Annotated in this window: 27 protein-coding genes; 12 read left to right on the top strand and 15 right to left on the bottom strand. The window is 41.0% G+C overall.

The annotated features are described in order from the left end of the window. Nucleotides 1–71 precede the first annotated feature (71 nt). From MED121_RS10555 to MED121_RS10545, 3 genes are all read left to right on the top strand, one after another. On the top strand, nucleotides 72–320 hold the full coding sequence (locus MED121_RS10555) for a hypothetical protein (RefSeq protein ID WP_009833679.1): 249 nt from the start codon (nucleotides 72–74) through the stop codon (nucleotides 318–320). An 11-nt stretch (nucleotides 321–331) separates the two neighbouring features. After that, nucleotides 332–673 carry a TraR/DksA C4-type zinc finger protein gene (locus tag MED121_RS10550; RefSeq protein ID WP_009833678.1) on the top strand — a complete coding sequence of 114 codons (342 nt, stop codon included), beginning with the start codon at nucleotides 332–334 and terminating at the stop codon, nucleotides 671–673. A 127-nt stretch (nucleotides 674–800) separates the two neighbouring features. Continuing rightward, nucleotides 801–1,055 (top strand): DUF465 domain-containing protein, encoded by a 255-nt coding sequence (locus tag MED121_RS10545; protein WP_036179952.1) that lies wholly within the window; start codon nucleotides 801–803, stop codon nucleotides 1,053–1,055. 50 nt (nucleotides 1,056–1,105) lie between these two features. Here MED121_RS10545 and MED121_RS10540 read toward each other — a convergent pair whose 3' ends face one another. Further along, nucleotides 1,106–1,723, bottom strand: coding sequence for a TetR family transcriptional regulator C-terminal domain-containing protein (locus tag MED121_RS10540; RefSeq protein ID WP_009833676.1), 618 nt, complete (start codon nucleotides 1,721–1,723; stop codon nucleotides 1,106–1,108). Between the two features lie 12 nt (nucleotides 1,724–1,735). After that, a complete protein-coding gene (locus MED121_RS10535; RefSeq protein WP_009833675.1) occupies nucleotides 1,736–2,608 on the bottom strand; it encodes an arginine deiminase family protein in 873 nt (290 codons plus the stop codon). Nucleotides 2,609–2,747: 139 nt separating this feature from the next. Here MED121_RS10535 and MED121_RS10530 point away from each other — a divergent pair, with 139 nt between their 5' ends. The 4 genes from MED121_RS10530 (at nucleotide 2,748) to MED121_RS10515 (ending at nucleotide 5,992) form a co-directional block, all read left to right on the top strand. Next, nucleotides 2,748–3,536 (top strand): ATP-binding cassette domain-containing protein, encoded by a 789-nt coding sequence (locus MED121_RS10530; RefSeq protein WP_009833674.1) that lies wholly within the window; start codon nucleotides 2,748–2,750, stop codon nucleotides 3,534–3,536. A gap of 56 nt (nucleotides 3,537–3,592) precedes the next feature. Then, nucleotides 3,593–4,369, top strand: a complete 777-nt coding sequence (locus MED121_RS10525) for a transporter substrate-binding domain-containing protein (RefSeq protein WP_009833673.1) — start codon at nucleotides 3,593–3,595, stop codon at nucleotides 4,367–4,369. A gap of 62 nt (nucleotides 4,370–4,431) precedes the next feature. Then, nucleotides 4,432–5,160, top strand: coding sequence for an ABC transporter permease subunit (locus MED121_RS10520; protein ID WP_009833672.1), 729 nt, complete (start codon nucleotides 4,432–4,434; stop codon nucleotides 5,158–5,160). Further along, nucleotides 5,153–5,992 carry an ABC transporter permease subunit gene (locus MED121_RS10515; RefSeq protein ID WP_009833671.1) on the top strand — a complete coding sequence of 280 codons (840 nt, stop codon included), beginning with the start codon at nucleotides 5,153–5,155 and terminating at the stop codon, nucleotides 5,990–5,992. Before MED121_RS10520 ends, MED121_RS10515 begins: the two co-directional genes overlap by 8 nt. 36 nt (nucleotides 5,993–6,028) lie before the next feature. Here MED121_RS10515 and arfB read toward each other — a convergent pair whose 3' ends face one another. Further along, nucleotides 6,029–6,442 (bottom strand): alternative ribosome rescue aminoacyl-tRNA hydrolase ArfB, encoded by a 414-nt coding sequence (gene arfB, locus MED121_RS10510; protein ID WP_009833670.1) that lies wholly within the window; start codon nucleotides 6,440–6,442, stop codon nucleotides 6,029–6,031. Between the two features lie 205 nt (nucleotides 6,443–6,647). Between arfB and hisA the strand changes: the two genes are divergently transcribed. Continuing rightward, nucleotides 6,648–7,406 carry a phosphoribosylformimino-5-aminoimidazole carboxamide ribotide isomerase gene (hisA, locus tag MED121_RS10505; RefSeq protein ID WP_009833669.1) on the top strand — a complete coding sequence of 253 codons (759 nt, stop codon included), beginning with the start codon at nucleotides 6,648–6,650 and terminating at the stop codon, nucleotides 7,404–7,406. A 392-nt stretch (nucleotides 7,407–7,798) separates the two neighbouring features. Here hisA and MED121_RS10500 read toward each other — a convergent pair whose 3' ends face one another. From MED121_RS10500 to pspA, 4 genes are all read right to left on the bottom strand, one after another. Further along, on the bottom strand, nucleotides 7,799–8,164 hold the full coding sequence (locus tag MED121_RS10500; RefSeq protein WP_036179948.1) for a hypothetical protein: 366 nt from the start codon (nucleotides 8,162–8,164) through the stop codon (nucleotides 7,799–7,801). Between the two features lie 112 nt (nucleotides 8,165–8,276). Continuing rightward, complete coding sequence (locus tag MED121_RS10495; RefSeq protein WP_009833667.1) at nucleotides 8,277–8,732, bottom strand: PspC domain-containing protein; 456 nt, start codon at nucleotides 8,730–8,732, stop codon at nucleotides 8,277–8,279. Continuing rightward, nucleotides 8,732–9,031 (bottom strand): envelope stress response membrane protein PspB, encoded by a 300-nt coding sequence (pspB, locus tag MED121_RS10490; RefSeq protein ID WP_009833666.1) that lies wholly within the window; start codon nucleotides 9,029–9,031, stop codon nucleotides 8,732–8,734. Before pspB ends, MED121_RS10495 begins: the two co-directional genes overlap by 1 nt. Before the next feature lie 54 nt (nucleotides 9,032–9,085). After that, entirely contained in the window at nucleotides 9,086–9,754 is a 669-nt protein-coding gene (gene pspA, locus MED121_RS10485; RefSeq protein ID WP_036179945.1) for a phage shock protein PspA, read from the bottom strand. Nucleotides 9,755–9,997: 243 nt separating this feature from the next. Here pspA and pspF point away from each other — a divergent pair, with 243 nt between their 5' ends. Next, the gene (pspF, locus tag MED121_RS10480; RefSeq protein WP_009833664.1) at nucleotides 9,998–11,023 is read left to right on the top strand and encodes a phage shock protein operon transcriptional activator; all 1,026 of its coding nucleotides are present in this window, start codon (nucleotides 9,998–10,000) and stop codon (nucleotides 11,021–11,023) included. A gap of 9 nt (nucleotides 11,024–11,032) precedes the next feature. Here pspF and MED121_RS10475 read toward each other — a convergent pair whose 3' ends face one another. The 5 genes from MED121_RS10475 to MED121_RS10455 all read right to left on the bottom strand — a co-directional run bounded on the left by MED121_RS10475 (nucleotide 11,033) and on the right by MED121_RS10455 (nucleotide 15,787). Beyond that, nucleotides 11,033–11,545 (bottom strand): gluconokinase, encoded by a 513-nt coding sequence (locus tag MED121_RS10475; protein WP_009833663.1) that lies wholly within the window; start codon nucleotides 11,543–11,545, stop codon nucleotides 11,033–11,035. 31 nt (nucleotides 11,546–11,576) lie between these two features. Then, complete coding sequence (locus MED121_RS10470) at nucleotides 11,577–12,668, bottom strand: ABC transporter ATP-binding protein (protein WP_009833662.1); 1,092 nt, start codon at nucleotides 12,666–12,668, stop codon at nucleotides 11,577–11,579. A gap of 4 nt (nucleotides 12,669–12,672) precedes the next feature. After that, nucleotides 12,673–13,518, bottom strand: coding sequence for a carbohydrate ABC transporter permease (locus MED121_RS10465; protein WP_207382802.1), 846 nt, complete (start codon nucleotides 13,516–13,518; stop codon nucleotides 12,673–12,675). 66 nt (nucleotides 13,519–13,584) lie between these two features. Next, entirely contained in the window at nucleotides 13,585–14,478 is an 894-nt protein-coding gene (locus MED121_RS10460) for a sugar ABC transporter permease (RefSeq protein WP_009833660.1), read from the bottom strand. An 82-nt stretch (nucleotides 14,479–14,560) separates the two neighbouring features. Beyond that, nucleotides 14,561–15,787: an ABC transporter substrate-binding protein gene (locus MED121_RS10455; protein ID WP_116371617.1), complete on the bottom strand. Its 1,227-nt coding sequence runs from the start codon at nucleotides 15,785–15,787 to the stop codon at nucleotides 14,561–14,563. Between the two features lie 264 nt (nucleotides 15,788–16,051). Here MED121_RS10455 and MED121_RS10450 point away from each other — a divergent pair, with 264 nt between their 5' ends. Continuing rightward, a complete protein-coding gene (locus MED121_RS10450; RefSeq protein ID WP_009833658.1) occupies nucleotides 16,052–17,065 on the top strand; it encodes a LacI family DNA-binding transcriptional regulator in 1,014 nt (337 codons plus the stop codon). 57 nt (nucleotides 17,066–17,122) lie between these two features. Continuing rightward, nucleotides 17,123–19,480: a glycosyltransferase 36 gene (locus MED121_RS10445; protein WP_036179941.1), complete on the top strand. Its 2,358-nt coding sequence runs from the start codon at nucleotides 17,123–17,125 to the stop codon at nucleotides 19,478–19,480. A gap of 75 nt (nucleotides 19,481–19,555) precedes the next feature. Here the strand turns inward: MED121_RS10445 and codA are convergent, their stop codons facing one another. The 3 genes from codA to MED121_RS10430 form a co-directional block, all read right to left on the bottom strand. Next, nucleotides 19,556–20,812, bottom strand: coding sequence for a cytosine deaminase (gene codA, locus MED121_RS10440; protein WP_116371616.1), 1,257 nt, complete (start codon nucleotides 20,810–20,812; stop codon nucleotides 19,556–19,558). Nucleotides 20,813–20,846: 34 nt separating this feature from the next. Continuing rightward, on the bottom strand, nucleotides 20,847–21,755 hold the full coding sequence (locus tag MED121_RS10435; protein ID WP_009833655.1) for a membrane protein: 909 nt from the start codon (nucleotides 21,753–21,755) through the stop codon (nucleotides 20,847–20,849). A 140-nt stretch (nucleotides 21,756–21,895) separates the two neighbouring features. Further along, on the bottom strand, nucleotides 21,896–22,138 hold the full coding sequence (locus MED121_RS10430) for a hypothetical protein (RefSeq protein WP_009833654.1): 243 nt from the start codon (nucleotides 22,136–22,138) through the stop codon (nucleotides 21,896–21,898). Between the two features lie 101 nt (nucleotides 22,139–22,239). On the opposite strand from MED121_RS10430, the gene yaaA reads away from it, so the two are divergent. Continuing rightward, a partial coding sequence (gene yaaA, locus MED121_RS10425) for a peroxide stress protein YaaA (RefSeq protein ID WP_009833653.1) occupies nucleotides 22,240–22,858 on the top strand: 619 nt, incomplete at its 3' end.

The following is a 22,858-nucleotide window of genomic DNA, read 5'->3' as shown; positions in this document are numbered from 1 at the left end:
GTCTATTTTTTTAATCAAAATAGTTAGCTAATCTGATATAAATTTCTTGAAGACTGAGTAAGGAGATTCAGATGACACGTCAAATCGTAAAACTCATGTTCGAACACCCTCAATTTGCTGATGAAATCAGGCTATTAAATTTACATAATACCGACTTTCAGAATATGGCAATCGAATACTTAAATGTCAGTAATAAGGTGCAAAACCTTGATGCAGCCCAGCAAGAATTTGAATTAGAGCAGTATCAGAAAAGGCAAAATGAGCTAAACCTTTCGATTCAATCAATGCTCAGCAAACACGCCCTTGCCGCTAAAGTTTAGAGGAGACCAATATGTCTTATTTTCCGATTAGCCAATCTCTTACCCGTAACCTAAAGATTGCTTCTTTTAATCATCCCATTAGCCGTGCAGAAGCAGGGCTTTTGGACACCTATAAAGATAGTTTAGATCGCTTAAAGCAAATACGTTTAGAGCAGAGAAATATCATCCAAAAAAATGAAGTCATTGAAGAGTGCCGAAAAGCGGAAAACCTAGCCTTAGAAGCCGTTCAATATGCCATAAGCCGCCTACAAGAATCAGATTATGGCCTATGCAAAACCTGTAGTAAGCCAATAGAAGAAAAGCGTTTAACCATTTTACCCGATATTAAACACTGCTTTGATTGCAGCCATTAATAACATACTTGAAGTTAGGCTATTTACTTTGCTTGAATTAGCCTTTCCTTAATCTAAATCAAGATAAAATATTAAAGCGCGCTTTATGCTCTTCCTTGTTATTTATCTAATAAAACAAGGAAGAGCCATGTCTGTAGAACACCATACACTTGCCAATGATTTACCTGAGTTTAAGCATGAAATTCACCAATTAAAAATGGAGAATGCTCACTTTAAAAAGCTATTTGATGAATACCACGAACTAACACGCAGCATTGAGAATATGGAAAATGAGGTCACTTTAGCCACTACAGCTGAAGAAGAAAAAGCCAAGCATCGTCGTGTTTATTTAAAAGACGAGCTGACTAGCATGCTAAGAAAAGCCCAAGCAGCAACGGCTTAAATAAATAATGAAAAGCCCACATCAACCTTATGATGTGGGCTTTTCATACGTTAGTTAGCTAAATTAATGGCTAAAATAGAAGATGCAGTTTCAACCCCCATTTCAGCTAATTCACCATTTTGAAATTTATAGCCCGCCATACTGCCTTCAAGCCAAAGCCCATCTATGACGGCATTAAGCTTAATGGCAAATCGCTGTGACTCTTCTTCTGAAATATTACGGTTCTCTTGAGCAAGAGAAGCTATAACCAAGGGCTGTAAAATGTTAGTCGTTTCCACATAACCTTCATTTCGTATCGCAGCCATTTCATCGTCAATATAGGTTAATGGTAAAAAGTTGGCCCACAACAATACCGTACGTGGGGAGACAATAGGAAAAGAAAGGGTCGCTTGAATAAAGCGACGTAACCGTTCTTTTACAGGTAATTGGGCATCTTCAATATTCGCCCTAGCACTGACATAAATTTGCTCTAATAAAGCAGCATATGCTGCTCTAATGAGCTCATCTTTACCTGAAAAATAAAACCGTATCAGCCCATTAGTAACACCGGCATAGTCAGCTACTTTTCTGACTGTAGCCCCTTGTATCCCTTCATTTTCAATACAGTTTAATGTGGCTTCAATCAGCTCTTGACGACGATTATTACCTTCTCTTCTCTTAGTTGACATACTAGGTATGAATTAGCCTCGTAAAATTGGATTCGTTAAACATGTGGGCCCGCCTTCACAGGTAATACAAAGGGCATCACCTTTAAAAACATGCACCTGACAGCCAGCCTCTTCCATCATCTTTTTAGTCTCTGGGAAGCCATCTATCATAACGCACTCTTTTGGATTCAAAGGTAGGACGTTCAGATTAAGCCCACCACTTGCCAAGTACTCCTGCGCTGGTGCATCTATCAGGGTGTAACCCTCTTCCAACAGTAAATTATAAAATGCGGTTGGCATAAGCGGTGAATATATTAACGCTAACTTATCATCAAGAGGAGAAATCATCGACATTAAATGCAAACATGCCTCAGCACCTTGCCAAACAGGCAGATCAAAACCGATTACATTAATGTCGTAAGGGTTAAGAATGGCATTGAGTTGCTCTATTCCTTCACGGTTAGAACGGAATCCACAGCCGACCACTATGGTATTGTTATTCAACCAAATAAAGTCCCCACCTTCGATCATAGCTGTACCGGTTAACTCTCCCAATATTGGCACACCAGCTGCGCGATAAGCTTCCCCATGAACTTGAGGTTCTGGGACTCGCAACGCTTTGCCCATATTTAATAAAACAGCACCGTGATTAGTCACTAAGGAAGCATCCTGAGTAAACATAGCATCACATAACCCATCCCCCTTATCTTCTATCCAGCTAATTTCAGCCCCGCAGCTTGCCACTATCTCAGCAAACGCATTGTATTGTTCAATTGCTTTTGGCGCATCAAACATACTGCCGTAATGCCACTGGTTCGCATCTGCTGCAAGTAAGCTTTGCCCAGGACGACGCATGAGTACACGCTTAATCGGTGCAACCATTGACTGACTACCAAATAATTTCATTCTTTTACTCTCCTAAGTTCGCCTTTATTTGATTACTTATCGCTCAAAGCAATCTTGTTGACATCATTATTATGCAAGTGTATAAATTTATGCAAGCGCATAATTTAATTATTTTAAAAATCATTTAGAGACATCCGACATGGCCATAAATGAGATAGATATAAACAACAACATTCTTGAAATCACCAATCTCAGGAAGAGTTTTGGTCAACTTGAGGTTTTAAAAGGCATAGACCTTAGCGCCAAGAAAGGCGATGTCATTGCCCTTATCGGTGGCAGTGGATCCGGTAAATCCACCACGCTTCGTTGCATCAACATGCTGGAAACACCAAGCGCAGGTGAGATCAGTATTTTTGGTAAGAAGATAGAGCTCATTCGCAATAAACAAGGTGACATGGTTGCAAAAGACCAAAAGCAGCTTCGCCTTATCCGTCAGAAACTTGGCATGGTTTTTCAAGGCTTTCATCTTTGGCAGCACATGACTATCGAGCAAAACATTATCGAAGTGCCGACTCAGGTATTTGGCATGTCCAAAGATGAAGCCTTAATCAATGCCCACCAGCTACTAAAACGCGTTGGGCTTTACGATAAGAAGCTCCAATACCCTTGCAACCTCTCCGGTGGCCAACAACAAAGAGCAGCCATAGCTAGAGCTCTCGCAATCAACCCTGAGCTAATGCTTTTTGATGAGCCGACCTCGGCCTTAGACCCAGAACTTGTCAGTGAAGTTTTAGCTGTTATGCATGATTTAGCAACTGAAGGCAGAAGCATGATCATAGTGACGCATGAAATGAAGTTTGCGGCGGATGTCGCCAATAAAGTCATGTTCTTGAATGCAGGTAAAGTTGATGAGTTTGGCTCTGCAGCAGAGATATTCAATGCGCCAAAATCAGAAAGGCTAAAACAATTCATCCAGTCAGTTTGCTAATAAAAAGAAAAATAGAAATACCAAACATAAAACAATCTATTTAGAGGAAGTAAATCATGAAACTCAAAGCATCTATTGCGTATATTAGCGCCTTTGTTATTGGCTTTTTCTCAACAACACTAGCAGCCCAAACGATTAAAGTAGGTATTGCCACCGAGCCCTATCCACCCTTTTCTGTCCCTGATGCATCTGGTAATTATTCAGGTTGGGAAATAGACATAGCTAAGGCAATTTGCGCACAAGCCAAACTAGATTGTGAAATTGTGGCTACCGCTTGGGATGGCATTATTCCAGCATTACTCTCTAAAAAAATCGATGTGGTAGCTGCCTCATTATCCATTACGGCAGACCGTAAACGTGTGATTGATTTTTCGGATAAATACTATCAATCCGGCGCTTCAATTATTGGTTCGAAAAATGCAAACTTCAGCAGTACACCAGCCGAACTCGATAATAAAATAATCGGCCTGCAAGCCGCCAGCATTCACGTGAAGTTTGCAAAAAAGTATTATCCTAATGCCACGATTAAAGAGTATCAGAGCCAAGACGAAGCTAACCAAGACCTTTACTCTGGCCGCATAGATGCAACCCAAGCAGATGCCCTCACCCTTGAAAGTTTCCTTAATTCAGAACAAGGAAAGAACTGTTGCGATCTAAAGGGGATGGCGGTTAATGATGAATCCTTATTAGGAGAAGGTATTGGTTTTGGCCTACGTAAAGGTAATCCAGAGCTAAAAGAGCAGCTTAACAATGCCATTGACGCCATTCGAGAAAATGGTACTTACGAGCAAATATCCCAAGCTTATTTCTCCTTCAATATTTACGGCGAATAAGATAAACAAAAACTAAGCAAGTTAACTTGCTTAGTTTTTGCTTGTTAACGTTAGGGTGACTTATGTTTATTGATTATCAATCTATGTCTGTTTGGCAGTTATTAGCTTTTGAAGCGCCAGGATGGGGTGGCACCTTATTATCTGGACTTCTTCTCTCATTAGAGATAGCTATTCTAGGCTTTTTATTTGGACTTGTTATTGGCTTTTTTGGCGCGCTTGGCAAGCTAGGTAAGAGTATTGTCTGTCGTGATTTATGGTCGTGCTACACAACGGTTGTACGAGCTATCCCAGAACTCGTCCTAATCTTATTAATTTATTTTGCTTTACCAAACTTACTAAATAGTCTGCTCAGCCTAGTAGGGATAAGCAACATTGAAATTAATGGATTTATCGCAGGTGTACTGGTCATATCGTTTGTTCAAGGCGCTTATGCAACTGAAGTGGTACGCTCAGCGATGCTTGCGATTCCAGCAGGTCAAATAGAAGCGGCCCACGCATTTGCCATGCCTAAATACAAAATTCTATACCGTATCAGCTTGCCAGCCATGCTCCCTCACGCTTTACCTGGTCTCTCCAATCTCTGGCTAATAGCAACTAAAGATACCGCATTACTCGCTGTCGTTGGCTTTACTGAATTAACATTGGCAGCAAGACAAGCGGCAGGAGCAACAAAAGAGCAGCTATTATTTCTGACCGTGGCAGGAGGGCTTTACTTATGCATTTCATTAGTTTCGGATGCTTTATTTAAGTACTTCATTCGTCGCTCAAATAAAGGGCAAATACATGGATAATCAGCCTTTAATTCAACCTAACTTATCTCACGAAAAAAAAGCGACATCCATGCTTGATCTACTGGCAATAAAAGCTTGGTTTATGCCACATAGAATACTACTGATTGTTATTACATTAGGCTCGATAGCTGGGCTAGTTAACAACCTTAGCTGGTACTGGATTCCGGAATATCAAGACGCTATTTTAGAAGGCCTTTGGCGAACCCTTATTTTGTTAGTAACAAGCTTTATCACGGGCTTCTTAATCGCGATTCCAATTGGTCTAGTTCAAGTAACAGGCCCTAGTTTTCTAGCAAAATTAGCCCTGAGCTTTTGTACTCTTATAAGAGGAACACCTCTATTACTACAAATATGGCTTCTTTATTATGGTGTTGGTTCTATCTTCCCTGAAATAGACTGGTTGCGGGAATCATTTCTTTGGCCTTATTTAACCGATGCTTGGCCTTATGCCTTTATTGCTTTAACACTATCTGTTGCCGCTTATGAAGGAGAAATCATGCGAGGGGCTTTTGCTGGTGTTCCTAAAGGAGAATTAGAAGCGGCCAAGGCATTTGGTATGCCACCATTTAAAATCTTATCGCGTATTTGGCTACCCAGAGCCATACAGCGCACATTGCCAGTCATCGGAGGAGAGGTTATTTTACAACTCAAGGCAACACCTTTAGTGGCAACTATTACTCTCATTGACACCTATGCAGTATTTTCAAAAATACGACAGGAGACCTATATCGTCTATGAACCATTACTCTTAATGACAGGGATATACTTGTCTTTAGCAGGTATTATTGCCCTGTTATTTCACTATTTAGAAAAAAGAAATGGGGCTAGATAGCCCTATTTCAAACCTATCTATATAGGCTAATAAGACCTAGTCCCAGTTCTTTTTACGCAACGCCTTAATCTGGCCCTTTTGCTTTTTATGATCAACGCGTTTACGTTGCGAGGATTTAGTTGGCTTGGTTGCCCGTCTCACCTTCTCTACCTTAATCGCATCTAGAATCAAGGCTTTCAGTCTAGCGAGCGCATCTTCACGATTAAGTTCTTGGGTTCTATGTTGTTGTGCTTTGATAATCACAACCCCATCTTTAGTGATTCGCGAATCTTTTAAAGCAAGTAGTCGGCTTTTATGGAATTCAGGCAAAGAAGAAGCCTTTATATCAAACCTTAAATGTATGGCCGATGACACCTTGTTCACATTTTGACCACCAGCCCCTTGTGAACGAATCGCGGTCAGCTCCATTTCATGATCGGGAATAGCGACCGCAATTGATATCTGTAACATGGGGTATTTTCCATTAAATTAAGCAAAGATTAGACCAAAGTTTTTAACCTAAATCTGGTTTCGATTTGATAAAAGCGGCATATTGTAACAGTTATTCGAAACATAAAGACATTTAGAGGAAGCGGTAGAATGAATCAGGTACAATTAGCGTCATTCACGACACCGCATTTTAAGCAGTAACTAGAGATTATTTGGAGCAATAAGATTGACTAAGTTTCGTCCCTGTATCGACCTTCACCAAGGAAAAGTAAAGCAAATTGTTGGTGGCAGCTTGAATGACCATGGCGCCAAAGAAAACTTTATCAGTGAGCATGATGCAGCTTATTATGCAGCCCTCTATAAAGAACATGCTTTAACAGGCGGACATGTCATAGCATTAGGACCAGGCAATAAAGAAGAAGCCATTAAAGCACTCAAAGCCTACCCTAATGGCTTGCAGTTTGGAGGAGGCGTCAATCACAAAAATGCAAGCGAGTTCTTAAAAGCCGGCGCATCTCACCTTATCGTTACCTCTTACTTATTTGAAAATGGCGAATTCTCCTGGGACAGACTCGATAGAATTAAACGAGAAACAGGAACAGAAAGATTGATTCTTGATCTGAGCTGTCGTCGCACAGCCACCGGTTGGAACATAGCAACAGACCGCTGGCAAACAATAACATCGACCCAAATCAATCAAGAAAACCTGAATGAATTAGCAGATCACTGTGATGAGTTTTTAATCCATGCTGCCGATGTAGAAGGCCTCCAAGCAGGTATAGATACAGAACTTGTAGAACTATTAGGAAAACATGCTTCTATTGCGACCACCTACGCTGGAGGTGCTAGAACATTGGATGATCTAGCCTTGGTACAATCACTTTCGCAAGGTAAGGTGGATTTAACCATTGGCAGTGCATTAGATATTTTTGGCGGTGAAGGTATTCGTCTCGAACAATGTATTGAATGGAATAATACTATTTAAATACTAGGGAAGCTGCGAATAAGTCCACCCGCCTCAGCGTGTGGATAAAAGCCGCTAGATTTATGGCTAGAGGTGTCACTTAATAGTTATTCTATTGATAAGCACCTCAACGTAAAGATAGGGCTTTTAGACCGCGCCCTTCGGATCTTTGAGCTGTAGTGGTCAAATAGCTGTAGTGTTCAAATAATACCTAGACAGCATATAAAAGTAACACCCTGCGTTTCCCTTCTCTAAAGGTGTATAACATAACTTTTTATTAAACAAACACAAAGTGACGCCTTGCTTGATGCTTTGCCCCATATACCTTTACAGTTTTCCCCATATCCCTTTTAAAGAACAAACTGAGAAGTGGTGACTTAATCACGGGCTCCCTAGGCTTAAGCAATTCAACTTTAATCTATTTTTGACGCTGAATTGCTCTCATGCTTTTTTACCGCGGTTTCCCTAAACGCCCTATCAGCCAAATCGAACTCAGAGCTTTCAAGCTCAACTAAATCAAATCGAAACATGGCGAGAATAAATAACTGCAAGACTATGGCGGCATAAACGATTAATGGCCAAGCCGAATGCATAGTGAGCGCCAGTAATAGAGCAATCAAACCTGTGCAATAACACAGGCCCTTAACCATATATTTCACTTTGGTTTTAACACCAAACGCTTGACCACAAAGATGGCATGTTGCGGTACCAAAGGATCCCATAAAAACATTGAATAAATGCCTAATACAACGTCCTTTGCAATGGGGACAAGTCAACATCTTAGCCTCCTTTAAATCCTTTATTAACAGCCTATTGAGCTTAACTATTAATCGATTTGTTCCGTCAGGGAATAACAGCCTATTACTCAAACAATTTAACCCGTAAATTTTACTAAGACTTCTTTTTCATTGAAGAAAATTCACGCTCAAGATCATACTTTTTAGACGTAACATACCTCTCCATTTCTTCTATTCGTCGGCTGGCTTGATTCATCCTGTCTCTTGCTCGCTTTAAACGTACCGAAGAGGAATCAGAGTACTTGAACATTTTTTTAGGGCCATACTGATGGCGTCTCTCGTCATACTCAAACTGCATTTCTCCGCCGCCAGGTTTTAGAAAGTACCAAAGTGCGATATAGGCAAATAGGGTAAAGCCTCCAAGAAATAAAAAACCGGCAAAAAAGCTTAAACGAACCACCCAAGGTTCAATATCAAAATGGTCAGCCAGTCCCGCACATACACCACCCATATAGCCTTTTTCGCGATTCCGATACAGGTTCATATTCCATCCCTTTTGCTTATTCTCATTAAACATCTGCTTACACTTATCTTTAAATTTGTGATTCATTATCTCTCTCCTGCAGAAGAGCGCTCATCCATTGAGTGCGCATCTCGTTTGCGGTAACTCGCTTCGGCTTCTTTTTCTCGCCAATTCGGACTATCGACATCTAATATTCTTTCTAATATTTCAATACGATCCGTTAATTTATCAGCGGTTTTTAGTAGGTCATCCAGTTCCACTCTATCCTCCTCGGCCAAACCTTTTGCTGAGCGCCTTTTACTAAAGTAATGCAGCACTAGCCAAAGTGGGGCGACTAGCCCCATAAAAATGATGACTGGCACAAAGAAAAAAACAGCCATATTCATAGGTACATCCTTACTAATCTAATTGGTTAAAAGCTTTATTGGGTAAACGCCAAATTACTTATTTGCCATTTTGGCTTTCAGTTGAGCTAACTCGTCATTAATTTCGTCATTTTCTTTAAGTGCATCAATTTCTGTTTTAAGGTTAGTTTTTGCATTAGCGCCTATATCCATGGATTCAAGCTCACCTTCTAAGGTATCCATGCGACGCTCAAAACGCTCAAACTTGTCAAAAGCATCATCCAGGTTAGAACGCTGATTTTGTCTTCTCACTTTAAGACGATTCTCAACACTGGTTTGTCGCATTAACATGGCTTTTTGTTTCGCCTTAGCATCATCAAGCTTAGTTTGAAGTTGAGAAATTTCGTCATTTAAACTGGTTAAATGATCATCTAGCTCGGTTAGTTCGCTCTCAATTACATCCACTTCTTTTGCAGTAGCCTGCTTCTCAGATAAAGCGGCACGGGCCAAATCTTCACGACCTTTATCAATTGCCAACATAGCCTTATCTGTCCATTCTGCAATTTCTTCCTTAATTCTAGCGAGACGACGAGCCGCGGTTTTACGATCAGCAATAACCCGTGCTGAACTTGATCTCACTTCAACTAAAGTCTCTTCCATTTCTTGGATAATCATACGAATCATTTTTTGCGGATCTTCTGCTTTATCCAGCAAAGAAGTGATGTTGCTGTTAATGATGTCTGTCATTCTTGAAAATATACCCATTGCATTACTCCTTTAGGAACTAAGCTTTCACATTAAGTTTTTGAATTTGTTATAGCTATATCAGGATATGTGCCAACTTTTAAAAAACCTTTAAATTCAATCAGATAAATAAAAAGCAATCTTTTTTGCATCAATAAAGAAAACAAAAATGGCAATTTAAACCACGCAAAATGGTTTTATTAACCATTAAAAGAGGTTATTTTAACCACACCCTATAAATAATTTAATTGAAGTAAGCCCAAAATGACCTCAAGCCCACAAAGAGCAATAGGTAGCTCAGCCGCACTTGCTCAAGCACTAGAGCAAGCTTCCGCACTTGCCAGCATTAACCGCCCAGTACTGGTACTGGGAGAGAGAGGCACCGGCAAAGAGTTAATCGCAGAAAGATTGCATTATCTCTCACCTCGCTGGGATCAGGCATTCGTGTCCCTTAACTGCGCCACGATCAGTGAAGATCTCATGGAAAGCGAATTATTTGGTCATGAGCCGGGCGCATTTACTGGTGCGCAAAAGATTCATCATGGCCGCTTTGAACGTGCAGACGGTGGCTCACTCTTTTTAGACGAGTTAGGGGCAATGTCCACCAGACTGCAAGAAAAGCTATTGAGAGTCATAGAATACGGAGAGTTTGAACGCCTTGGTGGACACAAGACCTTAAAAGTGGATGTACGCCTAATCGCCGCCACCAATGCAGACTTAAAAACCATGGCTGCAAAAGGGGAATTTAGAGCAGACTTGCTCGATAGACTTGCTTTTGATGTCATCCCTACCCCCCCTCTTAGAGAACGAAAAGAAGATATTCTGGAACTGGCTGACTATTTTGCAATGCGTATGAGCATAGAGTTAGGCTGGGAAAGCTTTACAGGGTTTAGCGATAAAGCAATGACAGAATTAAAACAGCACGATTGGCCTGGCAATATTCGCGAACTCAAAAATTGCATAGAGCGCTCTGTTTTTAGACAAGGAGAAAATGATGAGGCCCTTGAAAATATCATCATTGATCCTTTTCCTCAGCATTTGGCTGACACAAGTGCTAAGCAAGAATCAATAAAAGAGGCAGATGAAAAGCCGGAACAAGATCTGCCACAAACCGCTCTCGTGAAAACATCTAGCAAGCAAATCGATCTAAAACAAAGCCTTAATGAATTAGAAAAAAGCCTATTAATTCAAGCCTTAGAACAAAACCAACAAAGCCAGAAACAGGCAGCTAAAGCACTAAACCTAAGTTATGACCAAATCCGCGGCTTGATGAAAAAACATTTCAAATAGCGGCGCAGCCTAACTTAAATATCGACTCCTTTCATTTCTTATGGCGATTAATGCTTGCTCAACAATACACTCAATAGCCTGATCAACTTCAATACAGATTGCCTCATCATGGGAGGGTTCAATCAAGGTATCAAATTGGCTTTTCAGCATATTTTCTCCATTAAAAAAGTGATCTTGACGCTTTTTGTGACGATGCAAAATAACCTCATAAGAGCCTTTTAAATAGAGAACCATGAGCTCTTGATTATTTTCTTTTAGTAAATGTCGGTACTCAGGCTTTAATGCAGAACAAGCAAGTATCAGACACGGATGACGAATGAGCTCTCGATTAAGAGCTTTCAACCATCCCTCCCTATCACTATCCGTTAACGGTATGCCGCTTTTCATCTTGTCTAGATTCGCTTGCGGATGAAAATCATCCCCATCAATAAAAAAGATTCCTAAAGCATCGGCAAGCAGCCGACCAATCAAACTTTTCCCTGTACCAGAGACCCCCATCAAAAGTATTTTTGTATTAATCATATCGCCACTCACTATGATGCGTAAAAAAAGATTAAATACGAAAGCCAGTTTCTGTATCAAAAAAAGAGCACTTAGAGGGCTCAATCTTTACATTAACTCGCTCACCTTTAGCAAAAACAAGCTCCGAACTCACACTATGAGACAAAGTTTGCTGAGAGGTAAAACGTGTCCAAATTAAAGTCTCAGAACCCATAGGCTCAACCAATTCAATTACACCGCTAACCAGATTCGCATCTTCTTTATCGGCCTCTAGAGTCTGAATATGCTCAGGACGTATACCCATAGTGACATGCTGCCCGTCATCTGGCTCTTTCATAAATTGATAATCACTCACATCCAATAACATATCAGCAGAAAAGAAAGTGACTTTCCCACCGTTTGAATACAAGGTCCCCTCAAGACAATTCATACTAGGAGACCCTAAAAATGTGGCGACAAATAAATTGTCAGGTTTGTTGTAAATATTATAAGGCGTGTCTAACTGCTGAATTACCCCATCTTTCATCACAGCAATACGGTCAGCCAAAGTTAAGGCTTCTATTTGATCATGGGTAACATAAATCATTGTCGATTTAAGTTTTTGATGTAACTTCTTAATTTCTAACCTTAATTCAGTTCGCAGTTTCGCATCTAAATTAGAAAGAGGCTCATCAAATAAATAAATACCCGCATCCCTAACTAAGGCGCGGCCAATCGCCACCCTTTGCCTCTGCCCACCAGAAAGAGAGGCGGGTTTGCGTTTAAGCAAGGGTTCTAACTGAAGTAGTTTTGCCGCCCAATCCACCTTTCTTGCTATCGTCTCTTTATCAACCCCCGCTATTCTTAGGCCAAAAGACATATTTTTCTCAACCGACATGGTCGGGTATAAAGCATAGGACTGAAAAACCATTCCTATCCCTCTGTCTTTAGGATCAGCCCAAGTAACGTCGTTTCCATCGAAATAGATAGAGCCTCCAGTGGTATCAATAAGACCGCCAATGGCATTTAATAAGGTTGATTTACCACACCCAGATGGACCCAGTAATACAACAAACTCGCCATCCTCTATCGATAAATCCAATTGGTTAAGAATAAATGTTGTGTCGTAGCTAATGTCTAGCTTATTAATGCTTACGTTTCCCATGAGACTATCCTTTAACTGCGCCAGAGGCGATACCACGGACAAACCAACGCCCAGAAGCGACGTAGATAATCAGAGGTACAAGTGAAGTGAGAATGGTGGCAGCCATATTGACGTTATAGGCTCGCTCACCTGTGGTGGTATTAACAATATTATTGAGTTGTACTGTCATGGGTAAGTTATCACTGCCAGCAAAAACCAACCCAATTAAAAAGTCGTTCCAAATATTAGTCACCTGCATAATGACAGCAACAATAATAATGGGGGTCGACATGGGCAACATAATGACAAAGAAAACTTTAAAGAAGCCTGCCCCATCAATTCTTGCGGCATTAAAGAGCTCTAACGGCAGAGTACTATAATAATTACGAAACAAGAGTGTCATGATGGGCATACCAAAAATAACATGCGATACAACCACCCCAGTCAAGGTGCCATAGATACCAATTTCGGCATAGACCCGAATAAGAGGATAAATAAACACCTGATATGGAATAAAGGCCCCAAGTAATAAACAGGCAAATAAGATATTTGCGCCCTTTATCTTCCAAAACGATAAGGCATAGCCATTAATCGCGCCGAACATGACCGAAATAATCACACTCGGAATGAGTATTTTCACCGAGTTCCAAAAGCCAACCTTTAAGCCGCTACATTCCAACCCGGTACAAGCACTGCTCCACGCAATTTTCCAATAATCCCAAGAGAACTCTTGTGGCATGGCAAAAATAGACGACAAACGAATCTCATCAAGCCCTTTAAAGGATGTCACCAACATCACATAGAGTGGTAGTAAAAAGAACAAGGCCGTAACCAGCAAAAATCCGTAAATACCTATTCGTCCCCATTGCATCTGAAGAGAGGAACCTCTCTTTGAAGCCAACTTCGAATTGGTAGGTGAAAGTATTGATAACATAAATTACCTACCTTGCTTCTTGATGTAATTTGAATATATGAATGGCGCAATCAAACATAAAATAGTAGAAAGCATGACGGTCGATGCCGCTGTTGCTATCCCTATGTTGGCGCGCTCAAACAAGTTATCCATGATGAATTTTGCGGGTACTTCACTGGCCACACCAGGCCCCCCCCCAGTCATGGCGACAACAACATCATACATTTTGATAATACTGATCGAGAGAAGCACCACTGTCGTAATAATCATAGGTCGCAGCATTGGCAAAATAATACTGATGTAAACTCGCCATGCGGGAATACCATCTATTTTTGTCGCCTTCCAAAGGTCATCATCAATCCCTCGAAGCCCTGCAAGTAGTAAAGCCATAACGAGACCTGCCCCCTGCCAAACTGCCGCAATCACAACCGTATAAAGCACCATATCTGGGTCGACAATCCAATCGAATTTAAATGACTCCCAACCTAAAGCCTGCACCGTTTTCTGAACCCCTAACTGAGGGTTAAATATCCATTGCCATACCAGTCCTGTCACAATGAAGGACATGGCATACGGAAAGAGAAAAACCGTACGAAAAAAGCTCTCTGCTTTAATTTTTTGGTCAATAAAGACAGATAAGAGAAACCCCAATACAAAACAAATGGCTAAAAACAAAAAGGCAATCAGCAATAAGTTTTCTAACGACGAGATCCAGCGAGACGTATTAAAAAGTCGCTCATATTGAGCAAAGCCAACAAAGTCATCTTTAGGCAGCATGCGAGAACTACTAAAAGATAAACGAACTGACCAAAACATGGTTCCCATGTAGGCAACAAACACAGTTAATGCCATAGGCAATGCCGCTAAATAAGCGAATGAGTTACGCTTAAGATGCACCTGAATAGCGATAACGTTCATTTTTCACCTCTTAGAATGACTAGTATTTAAAACAAGCGTTAAGAATGGAGATATCAACAAAACACCTCCATCATTTAACCAACTAGCCCTGCAAAGCCTGTGCAAGAATTTTCACTGCTTTTTGGGTAGACATATCTCGACTATTCCAAACTTCAGTAATCGCATCCTTGAGAGAACCGTAACGATAAGACTCCATCAACATTGAGCCATCAGGTACCTGACGAGACTCATCTTTCAAAATCCTTGAACCTAATTGAGCACATCGACCCATACTTGAAACATCGATATCGGTTCTTACTGGAATTGATCCTTTCAATCGATTAAATCGAATTTGCGTCAAAGGATTAAGCATAGTTTCAACTAACTTTTCTTGAGCAAGAATTTGCTCTTTATTGTCTGTTTTAGGAAACACAAACACATCCCCTCCTACAATATAAAGGGAGTCACTGCCTAAACCAGCAAAGCAGCCGTAATCCCTATTAGGTCTTTTCCTAGCTTGGGTAAATTCACCTTTGGCCCAATCCCCCATCACTTGTATCCCAGCCTTGTCGTTAATCACTAAGCTGGTTGTATCATTCCAATTTCGACCTGGAGAGCCGGTATCAACATAAGGTTTTAGCTTAAGAAACATCTCCACCACCTTATTAAAGGCAGGTGAATTTAACGTATTAGCATCACGTTTATTTAGAACATCAAGGTAAAGCTGCTTGCCCCCTACATTGCTTAAAATTGCCATAAAGAGAAGGTTTTCTTGCCATTTTTGCCCTCCTAATGCTAAAGGAATGACGCCAGAGGCTTTTAGTTTATCTAAAACAACAAATAGCTCATCAATAGACTGAGGCTCTTTAACTATGCCTGCTTTTCTAAACGCTTTTTTTGAGTACCAAAACCAAGTAGGCATATGAATATTGATTGGTGCAGCATAGAAGTGACCATCGACCTTAATCGCATCAAGAGTCGGTTTAGGTAAAATCTCATCCCATTGGTTTGCTATGGCAATGGAATCTAGATTATTCAACATCCCTTCAGCAATCATTTCGTGATATTGCTGAGAGGTATTAAATAATGCGGCAGTAGTGGGTGACCCACCTATCATACGATTGATTGCCGCACTTCGTGCATTTGATCCACCAGCAACAGCGCTATCCTTCCAGCTGCCGCCTTCTGCTTCATAGGCATCTGCTAATACCTTGATTGCGGCAGATTCACCACCAGATGTCCACCAGTGCATAACTTCGGCTTCTTCCTTAGCCATAAGAGGAGACGTGACTAGCGCAATCACAGTGCAGAAAAAAATTATTTTAATCATAGCGGTACCTTTTAATCTCATTTTTGTTCTTATGGAATATTTAACTTAGCACTCTTTTTTTAATTTTGGAAACGGTTCCAAAAAATAATTTAATATTTAAAAATAAAAAACATTCTTTATTAACTTCATCTTATTGTTTTATATAATTTTATTAAGCTATAAATTTTTACATCAATTTATAATTAATAAAAAACACTATAAAACTAGTAGTTTAGGTCTTATAATGAAAAAAATTGAAGACAATAATTTTAAGGCTTTTTAACAATGGCAACCATTAAAGATGTAGCAAAACTGGCTGGAGTAGGTGTTGGAACTGTTTCCAGATACCTTTCAGGGAACAGCTCAATCTCTAGCAAAACAGGAGAAAAAGTCGCTGCTGCTATGACTGAGTTAAGCTATCGCCCAAACAGCATGGCAAGATCACTATCATCAAAAAAGTCAAACATCATAGGCTTATGGGTCCCTTCTTTCTCCGGCTCTTTTCACCGCAAAATGCTGCAAACAATTGAAAGAGAGTTACGCAAGCGAGATAAGCACATTATCTTGGCAAACGCTGAAGACAGCATTTCGGACAAAGAGCGCATTGACTGCTTGGATTATCTTATTGAGCGAGACTGTGATGGCATTCTTATGTCCTGCCCTGAACTCTCCGTTTTTGAATTAGCAAAAATTGAAGCTCGCTACCCTAAAGTCGTTTTCATTAATCGAAATATAGAAGATTTGGCAGAGAAAGCATTTAGCACTAACCATTACCAAGGGGGTCGCCTTGCAGCTAAGCACTTTGTCGAATTGGGACATAAAAAAATCGCCATTGTGACAGGTCGCATGAACGCACAAGATGCCCAAAGCAGACATAAAGGCTTTTTGGATGAACTCTTAGCAGCTGGCATAGAAGTTGACCCAAGCCTGATAGAGTCTGGTGGTTATAGCTTTCAACAAAGCGTTGAAGCTACCGAGCTATTACTCAGCAAAAAGAAGCCTTTCACCGCCCTATTTTGTTCAAATGACAATAGCGGTATGGCTGCAATTTCAACCCTAAGCAAACACGGAATCACTGTCGGAAAAGACGTGTCGGTTATTGGCTACGATGATATTGACCTTGCTGAATTTACATCCCCCCCTATGACAAGCGTCAATATCCCACTTGAAGCGATTTCAAGAAATGCTTGCCATCAAATTTTGAACTTATGTTACGGAGAGTCACTTCCTATACAGAATCTATTTGAACCTAGTTTATCCATTCGCGAGTCGACACATTCAATAACTAGTAACAAATAGAACGGACAAAAGAGCGCCATAAAGCTTATTTATACTTAAAATCCGGAGGGTATTTCGATGACAATGTACATTGAAGGCGGTAAACGTTTTTTATTATCTGATCCCAAATTAGTGCCAAATTCCGCTGGCTACTTATGGAACAGACACATGATGATTCATATGAATTGTCAGGGCTATGCGGTTGCTCAGTATATGAACCCAGAACCTAAAAAATACGCCCATGCCCCGAATTTAGCTGCCACAAGTTTTATGCAGCCCGAACAACCTTATTTCGCCAACCATCCTGGTCGTTTTTTCTATGTACGAGATGATGAAACAGGAGAGATGTTTTCAGCCCCTTTTGCCCCAATGAAAACCCCTCTGCAGAGCTTTGAATTTTTACCAGGGCTAAACGATATTTGCTGGCGAGTAAAAAACCAAGATATCACCATTGAAATCACCCTCGCCCTTGGAGAACAATCCCAAGCTGAGCTTTGGCATGTGAAGGTCATAAATTCAAGTAATTCAAATCGAAAACTTTCACTTATCCCTTACTTTCCAGTAGGTTATATGTCGTGGATGAACATGGGGGCACATTATGATCATACGCTTAATGCGGTGGTCTGCACTTCTATCACCCCCTATCAAAAGCTCGAAGACTACGAAAAAAACAAACACCTTAAAGATATCACTTTTTTTGCGAGTGACTGCCCCCCTGACCATTTTGAAACCAGCGGTGTCCGCTTTGAAGGGCTAGGAGGGCTTCACAACCCTGACGCCCTAAGCGAGTGCTCAGACCTTTCAGACCAAGACTGTCATTATGAAATGCCAGCCTGCGTCATGCAGTTTAAAATCGATTTAGAAAGGCATAAATCCAAGGAGTTTAATTTTGTATTTGGCCCAGCATTAGACAAGACAGAAATTCAATCTGTTATTACCCAAGCGCTGGGCGAGAAAAAATTAGAACAAATTCGCAACTATAGTCACTACATTCATTCAGGACGTGGCGTAATAGACATAGATTCACCCGATGAATCATTAAATCATTTTGTGAACCACTGGCTACCACGCCAGGTTTTCTACCATGGTGATACCAACCGCCTTACAACTGATCCACAAACACGCAATTATCTTCAAGATGGCATGGGGATGGCCTATGTCGATAGTCGTATCACTAAGAAAGTCATCCTCACCTCACTTGCTCAACAAAATAGCGATGGCGAAATGCCCGACGGCATATTACTCACACCGGATGCCAAGCTGAACTATATCAATCAAATTCCACATACAGATCACTCTGTATGGTTAGCCCTTATTTTGGACGCCTACCTCAATGAGACAAATGATTGGCATATACTCCATGAGGGCGTTGAGTGGCAAGATTCATCTGATAAAGACACGGTTTTAGAACACATCAATCGCGCTATGACACATATGTGCCAAGCACGCGATAGCAGAGGCCTTCCCTATATCGACCAAGGCGATTGGTGCGACCCTATGAATATGGTCGGCCATAGAGGCAAAGGGGTCTCTGGCTGGCTAACACAGGCACTTAGTGTTGCCTTGCAAACTTGGATTCGCATATCTGAAGAATACAACCCAGCTCAAACACTTAAATATTATCAGAAAACCATTAACGAGCTTAAAGAAATCGCCGAAACCTTTCTATGGCAAGGAGACTGGTACGCTAGAGGCATTACAGATGATGGTGTCACATTCGGGGTTCCAAAGGATAAAGAAGGCCGCATTTTCTTGAATACACAAAGCTGGGCTTTTTTAGCAAACATGCCGACTGAGCAACAAAAAGCGCGTATGTTAGATGCGATTGATGAGCAGCTTGATACGCCTTTTGGCGTCATGTTGTGTGCTCCTGCCTATACCGCTATGCGAGAAGACATTGGCCGAGTCACTCAAAAGTGGCCAGGGTCCGGCGAAAACGGCTCAGTATATAATCATGCAGCCGCCTTTTATGCGGCCAGTTTATACAAAATCGGTGAACCTGACAGGGCTTTTAACACCCTAAGAAAGATGATTGCCGATCCTAATTGCAAAACCTTTTCCCAACGGGGTCAACTCCCGGTTTACGTACCCAACTATTACCGTGGCGCTTATTATCAGTTCCCAAGTACAGCAGGGCGTTCCAGCAATCTTTTTAATACCGGCACTGGCGCTTGGCTCTATCAAATGATTATTGAGGAAATGTTTGGCTTAAAAGGCACTACCACGGGTCTCGCTATTCACCCTAAATTTCCTTCAAGCTGGAAACAAGCATCAGCGACACGCCTTTTTAGAGGCGCCACCTTACACCTAAACTATTCGCGCGTTACTTGCGAATCTGAATGCGGTCTCATGCTAAATGGAACCACGTTAGAAAGTAATGTGGTTGAAGGCATTGAATCAGGTAAAGAGTATTCCGTTGAAGTCAGGTTTTGCTAGAAACATTACCAAAAGGCTAAAAATATATTACCCCCTACTAATAATTTATAACTAGCTTAAAAAAACCTACTTTTACTAAAAGTACTTCCCAGTCACCACTTTCGCAGGCTCTCTTTGCATTATGGTTTCGCCCTCTTTCACCGAGAGCAGTACGTCACCTTGTTTTCGAAGCACGCTGTAGTCGTCTTCCCCATCCAATAGGATAAAGCTAGCTGGCTTACCCACTTCGATGCCGTAAACATCTTCTATACAGAGGGTTTTAGCACTGTTATCTGTGATCAGGCTCAAGGCGGTGCTGAAATCTTGATAACCCATCATTTGACAGATATGTAAGGCAAAATCCAAGGTGCGAAGCAGTTTACCATTACCAAGGGAATACCAAGGGTCAAAGATAGAATCTTCACCTAGGCAAACGTTAATGCCAGCGGCGTTAAGCTCTTTTACGCGGGTTACACCTCGGCGTTTAGGGTAGGTGTCAAAGCGGCCTTGCAGATGAATACTTTCTGTTGGGCAAGAAACAAAGTTAATGCCTGAGTTCTTCAATAAACGAAAGAGTTTAGAGCAGTAGGCATTGTCATAAGAGTGCATGGCGGTGGTATGGCTCGCTGTGACTCTGTGGCCTATTTTATTAAACAGGGCTTCGCAAGCAAGAAGCTCTAAAAAGCGGGAGTTGGCATCATCAGTTTCATCACAATGCACATCAATTAATCTGTCGTACTTTAGGGCCAGTTCGATAATTTTTTTGACTGAGGCTTCGCCCAGCTCACGGGTATATTCAAAGTGAGGGATACCACCTACCACATCCGCGCCGATTTCTAAGGCCTCTATCATAAGCTCTAAACCGCCTTCGTAAGACAGCAAACCATCTTGCGGAAAAGCGACCACTTGAATATTAATCTTATCTTTTAATTCGTCACGAATAGCGCAAAGGGTTTTCACACCAATCAAACTTGGGTCTGTCGTATCTGCATGGGTTCTCACATGCTGAACACCGTTTTCAACGAGGAGTTCTAGGGTTTGATAAACACGGCTTCGAATATCGGCCTCATTAAGCATAGGTTTGCGCTCACCCCAACGCTCAATCCCTTCAAATAAGGTACCCGAGTTATTCCAATTAGGCTCACCAGCCGTTAAAGCGGCATCAAGATGAATATGAGGCTCAACAAAAGGCGCACAGACAAGCTTTCCTTGAGCATCATATACCTCTTCATGCTTAGGTAGATCAAGGTAATCATGCTGCACATCAATCGAAAAAAATTTACCATTGACGATTTTGATTCGATAAAATTCTTTTTTACCACGCAAGCGTGCGTTGATTAATTCCTTCATGATGAATTCTCCGCTGAGTAATTCATCTATTAAACAACTATTTAGCGCGCTTCGCCAACCATTTAGTAAGGATAGGCAGAGCAGATGTAGGCACTTGGATTGCACCAGCAAGCGGCAAAAACATAGGCCCTAATAATGAACCTGCGATGGTATGAGTGAGCAGCACATTACGATTTCCTGCCGTCACAGCCGCCATAAACGCCTGCTCTTTTCCCAGTTTCTTATACAAGAAGAATGCAGCGACAAAAAACAAGGCCACCAAAAAGGTTGAAATACCAATAAGCTGATATGCCAACATAGGATCTTGATCCCATTGCAGTCTAAAATTACTGATCAAGCCAAATGGGAAGGCAAACACCACCAAAATGGTATAGGGAGAGATTTTTACCAAGGCGCGTCCTAATTTATCCTCTGGTACATATTTATGTATTACAAAAGAGAGCAACATTGGCCCAAAGATAAAAATAACCAAACGCATAATATAGGCTTGCATATCCAAGCTTACTTCACCTGATTGCAGCAAAAACAAAGAAACATAAATGGCAACAGGTAATAAAATGGTAGACGCTATTGTCATGGCCATTGAGGTCATCACATCAAAACCAAGCGCACGAATGATCGCAGGGGTAGCAAACAATGAACCTGTAGCCGCAACCGCAACGATAGCCAAAGTCAGGGCTTCATCCGCCCCGATAAACTTAGCAAAGGCAAAGCTTAGCAGCATCAAAACAAACGAGTGAAAGCAGGCATACCACCAGACATAGAGCTGTTTCAGCTTAATCACGAGTTCATTTTGTTTCATACCAATTAAGGTTAATGTCATTAAAACAAAGAGGCAGTAAGGCAGAATCGGAAAAACTTTTAAGGAGTACTCAGGTAATAAAAAACCAAGAATGGCCGCCGCAAAAATAAATACCAAAGAATGGCGTATTAAAAAAGAAAACATACAATCTGTTGCCGAAGAGGAAAATTAAGTTTTGAGGGTTTATATCTTACGGCATTTTAGCATCAAGCCTTGCTAAAGTGTCATGCGCTTAGAATCTATTGTTTTTACAATCCAGATTTATCGAAAAATCATTATGTTAATTATAAAAAAGAATGACGTTTATTTTTCTCGGGTAGCTCAGCTTCTTCTTCAGGCCAATCCAATCTTGCCTTATCAAACGCCTCACGCAATCTCATCAGATCTAAGTCATTCATTTTATCTATTATGTCGAACGACTCTTCAAGGCGCTCATCCCAAGCTTTTGACTCAGCAGATTCAAGCTCATTTATCTCATTTTTCTGAGCGGTTAATTCTTTAGGAAAATGTAGCACATTGCTCTTCATAAATTCTCTCTATTGAACTTCACTATAGATATCTATCGTTACTCTATGGATAATCTGTAACAAACGCAATATATCTTGCCCTTTATGTTACAGGATTCTCAATGAAGTTTTTAATTTCTCCCGCAAAAACATTAGATTTAGACAGCAAGTTACCAACTAAAGAGTCAAGTCAGCCTATCGCTTTATCTCAAGCTCAAGCGCTTATTGATACCATTAAGCCTTATACACCTGCTGATGTTGCCTCTTTAATGAAGCTAAGTGACAAACTTGCCGCACTCAATGTAAACCGTTATCACGAGTGGAACAAAACTCACTCTGAGACAAATAGTCGTCCTGCTTTATTTACGTTCAAAGGCGATGTCTACACGGGCCTTGATGCTCACTCCCTTAGTCAAGATGACATAGCGTATGCACAAGGACATTTGCGCATGCTCAGCGGCCTATATGGCTTATTAAAACCATTGGACTTAATGCAAGCTTATCGTCTTGAGATGGGGACTCGCTTAAGTAACGACAAAGGCACTAACCTTTACCAGTTTTGGGGAGATGATATTGCCAATATGATTGTCAGCGAATTAGCTGAGGATGAATTATTGGTAAACTTAGCGTCTAATGAGTACTTTAAAGCCGTAAATACTAAAGTCATTTCACAGCGTATCGTATCGCCTATTTTCTTAGATGAGAAAAACGGTAAGTTTAAAGTGATTAGCTTTTACGCGA

It is taken from the genome of Marinomonas sp. MED121, from assembly GCF_000153025.1.
Taxonomy (GTDB): Bacteria; Pseudomonadota; Gammaproteobacteria; order Pseudomonadales; family Marinomonadaceae; genus Marinomonas.
Note: the sequence above shows the minus strand (reverse complement) of the source record. Positions and strands in the feature narration are given on the sequence as shown.

What these genes read in the sequence shown, in the direction of transcription:
- MED121_RS10460 (WP_009833660.1), bottom strand. Translation starts at nt 14,478, where the DNA reads ATGAACGTTATCGCTATTCAGGTGCATCTTAAGCGTAACTCATTCGCT.
- MED121_RS10430 (WP_009833654.1), bottom strand. Translation starts at nt 22,138, where the DNA reads ATGAAGAGCAATGTGCTACATTTTCCTAAAGAATTAACCGCTCAGAAA.
- MED121_RS10520 (WP_009833672.1), top strand. Translation starts at nt 4,432, where the DNA reads ATGTTTATTGATTATCAATCTATGTCTGTTTGGCAGTTATTAGCTTTT.
- MED121_RS10530 (WP_009833674.1), top strand. Translation starts at nt 2,748, where the DNA reads ATGGCCATAAATGAGATAGATATAAACAACAACATTCTTGAAATCACC.
- pspF (WP_009833664.1), top strand. Translation starts at nt 9,998, where the DNA reads ATGACCTCAAGCCCACAAAGAGCAATAGGTAGCTCAGCCGCACTTGCT.
- MED121_RS10470 (WP_009833662.1), bottom strand. Translation starts at nt 12,668, where the DNA reads ATGGGAAACGTAAGCATTAATAAGCTAGACATTAGCTACGACACAACA.
- MED121_RS10525 (WP_009833673.1), top strand. Translation starts at nt 3,593, where the DNA reads ATGAAACTCAAAGCATCTATTGCGTATATTAGCGCCTTTGTTATTGGC.
- MED121_RS10500 (WP_036179948.1), bottom strand. Translation starts at nt 8,164, where the DNA reads ATGTTGACTTGTCCCCATTGCAAAGGACGTTGTATTAGGCATTTATTC.
- MED121_RS10465 (WP_207382802.1), bottom strand. Translation starts at nt 13,518, where the DNA reads ATGCAATGGGGACGAATAGGTATTTACGGATTTTTGCTGGTTACGGCC.
- MED121_RS10450 (WP_009833658.1), top strand. Translation starts at nt 16,052, where the DNA reads ATGGCAACCATTAAAGATGTAGCAAAACTGGCTGGAGTAGGTGTTGGA.
- arfB (WP_009833670.1), bottom strand. Translation starts at nt 6,442, where the DNA reads ATGTTACAGATATCAATTGCGGTCGCTATTCCCGATCATGAAATGGAG.
- MED121_RS10540 (WP_009833676.1), bottom strand. Translation starts at nt 1,723, where the DNA reads ATGTCAACTAAGAGAAGAGAAGGTAATAATCGTCGTCAAGAGCTGATT.
- MED121_RS10545 (WP_036179952.1), top strand. Translation starts at nt 801, where the DNA reads ATGTCTGTAGAACACCATACACTTGCCAATGATTTACCTGAGTTTAAG.
- MED121_RS10550 (WP_009833678.1), top strand. Translation starts at nt 332, where the DNA reads ATGTCTTATTTTCCGATTAGCCAATCTCTTACCCGTAACCTAAAGATT.
- MED121_RS10555 (WP_009833679.1), top strand. Translation starts at nt 72, where the DNA reads ATGACACGTCAAATCGTAAAACTCATGTTCGAACACCCTCAATTTGCT.
- MED121_RS10515 (WP_009833671.1), top strand. Translation starts at nt 5,153, where the DNA reads ATGGATAATCAGCCTTTAATTCAACCTAACTTATCTCACGAAAAAAAA.
- MED121_RS10535 (WP_009833675.1), bottom strand. Translation starts at nt 2,608, where the DNA reads ATGAAATTATTTGGTAGTCAGTCAATGGTTGCACCGATTAAGCGTGTA.
- MED121_RS10455 (WP_116371617.1), bottom strand. Translation starts at nt 15,787, where the DNA reads ATGATTAAAATAATTTTTTTCTGCACTGTGATTGCGCTAGTCACGTCT.
- pspA (WP_036179945.1), bottom strand. Translation starts at nt 9,754, where the DNA reads ATGGGTATATTTTCAAGAATGACAGACATCATTAACAGCAACATCACT.
- MED121_RS10495 (WP_009833667.1), bottom strand. Translation starts at nt 8,732, where the DNA reads ATGAATCACAAATTTAAAGATAAGTGTAAGCAGATGTTTAATGAGAAT.
- pspB (WP_009833666.1), bottom strand. Translation starts at nt 9,031, where the DNA reads ATGAATATGGCTGTTTTTTTCTTTGTGCCAGTCATCATTTTTATGGGG.
- MED121_RS10475 (WP_009833663.1), bottom strand. Translation starts at nt 11,545, where the DNA reads ATGATTAATACAAAAATACTTTTGATGGGGGTCTCTGGTACAGGGAAA.
- MED121_RS10445 (WP_036179941.1), top strand. Translation starts at nt 17,123, where the DNA reads ATGACAATGTACATTGAAGGCGGTAAACGTTTTTTATTATCTGATCCC.
- MED121_RS10435 (WP_009833655.1), bottom strand. Translation starts at nt 21,755, where the DNA reads ATGTTTTCTTTTTTAATACGCCATTCTTTGGTATTTATTTTTGCGGCG.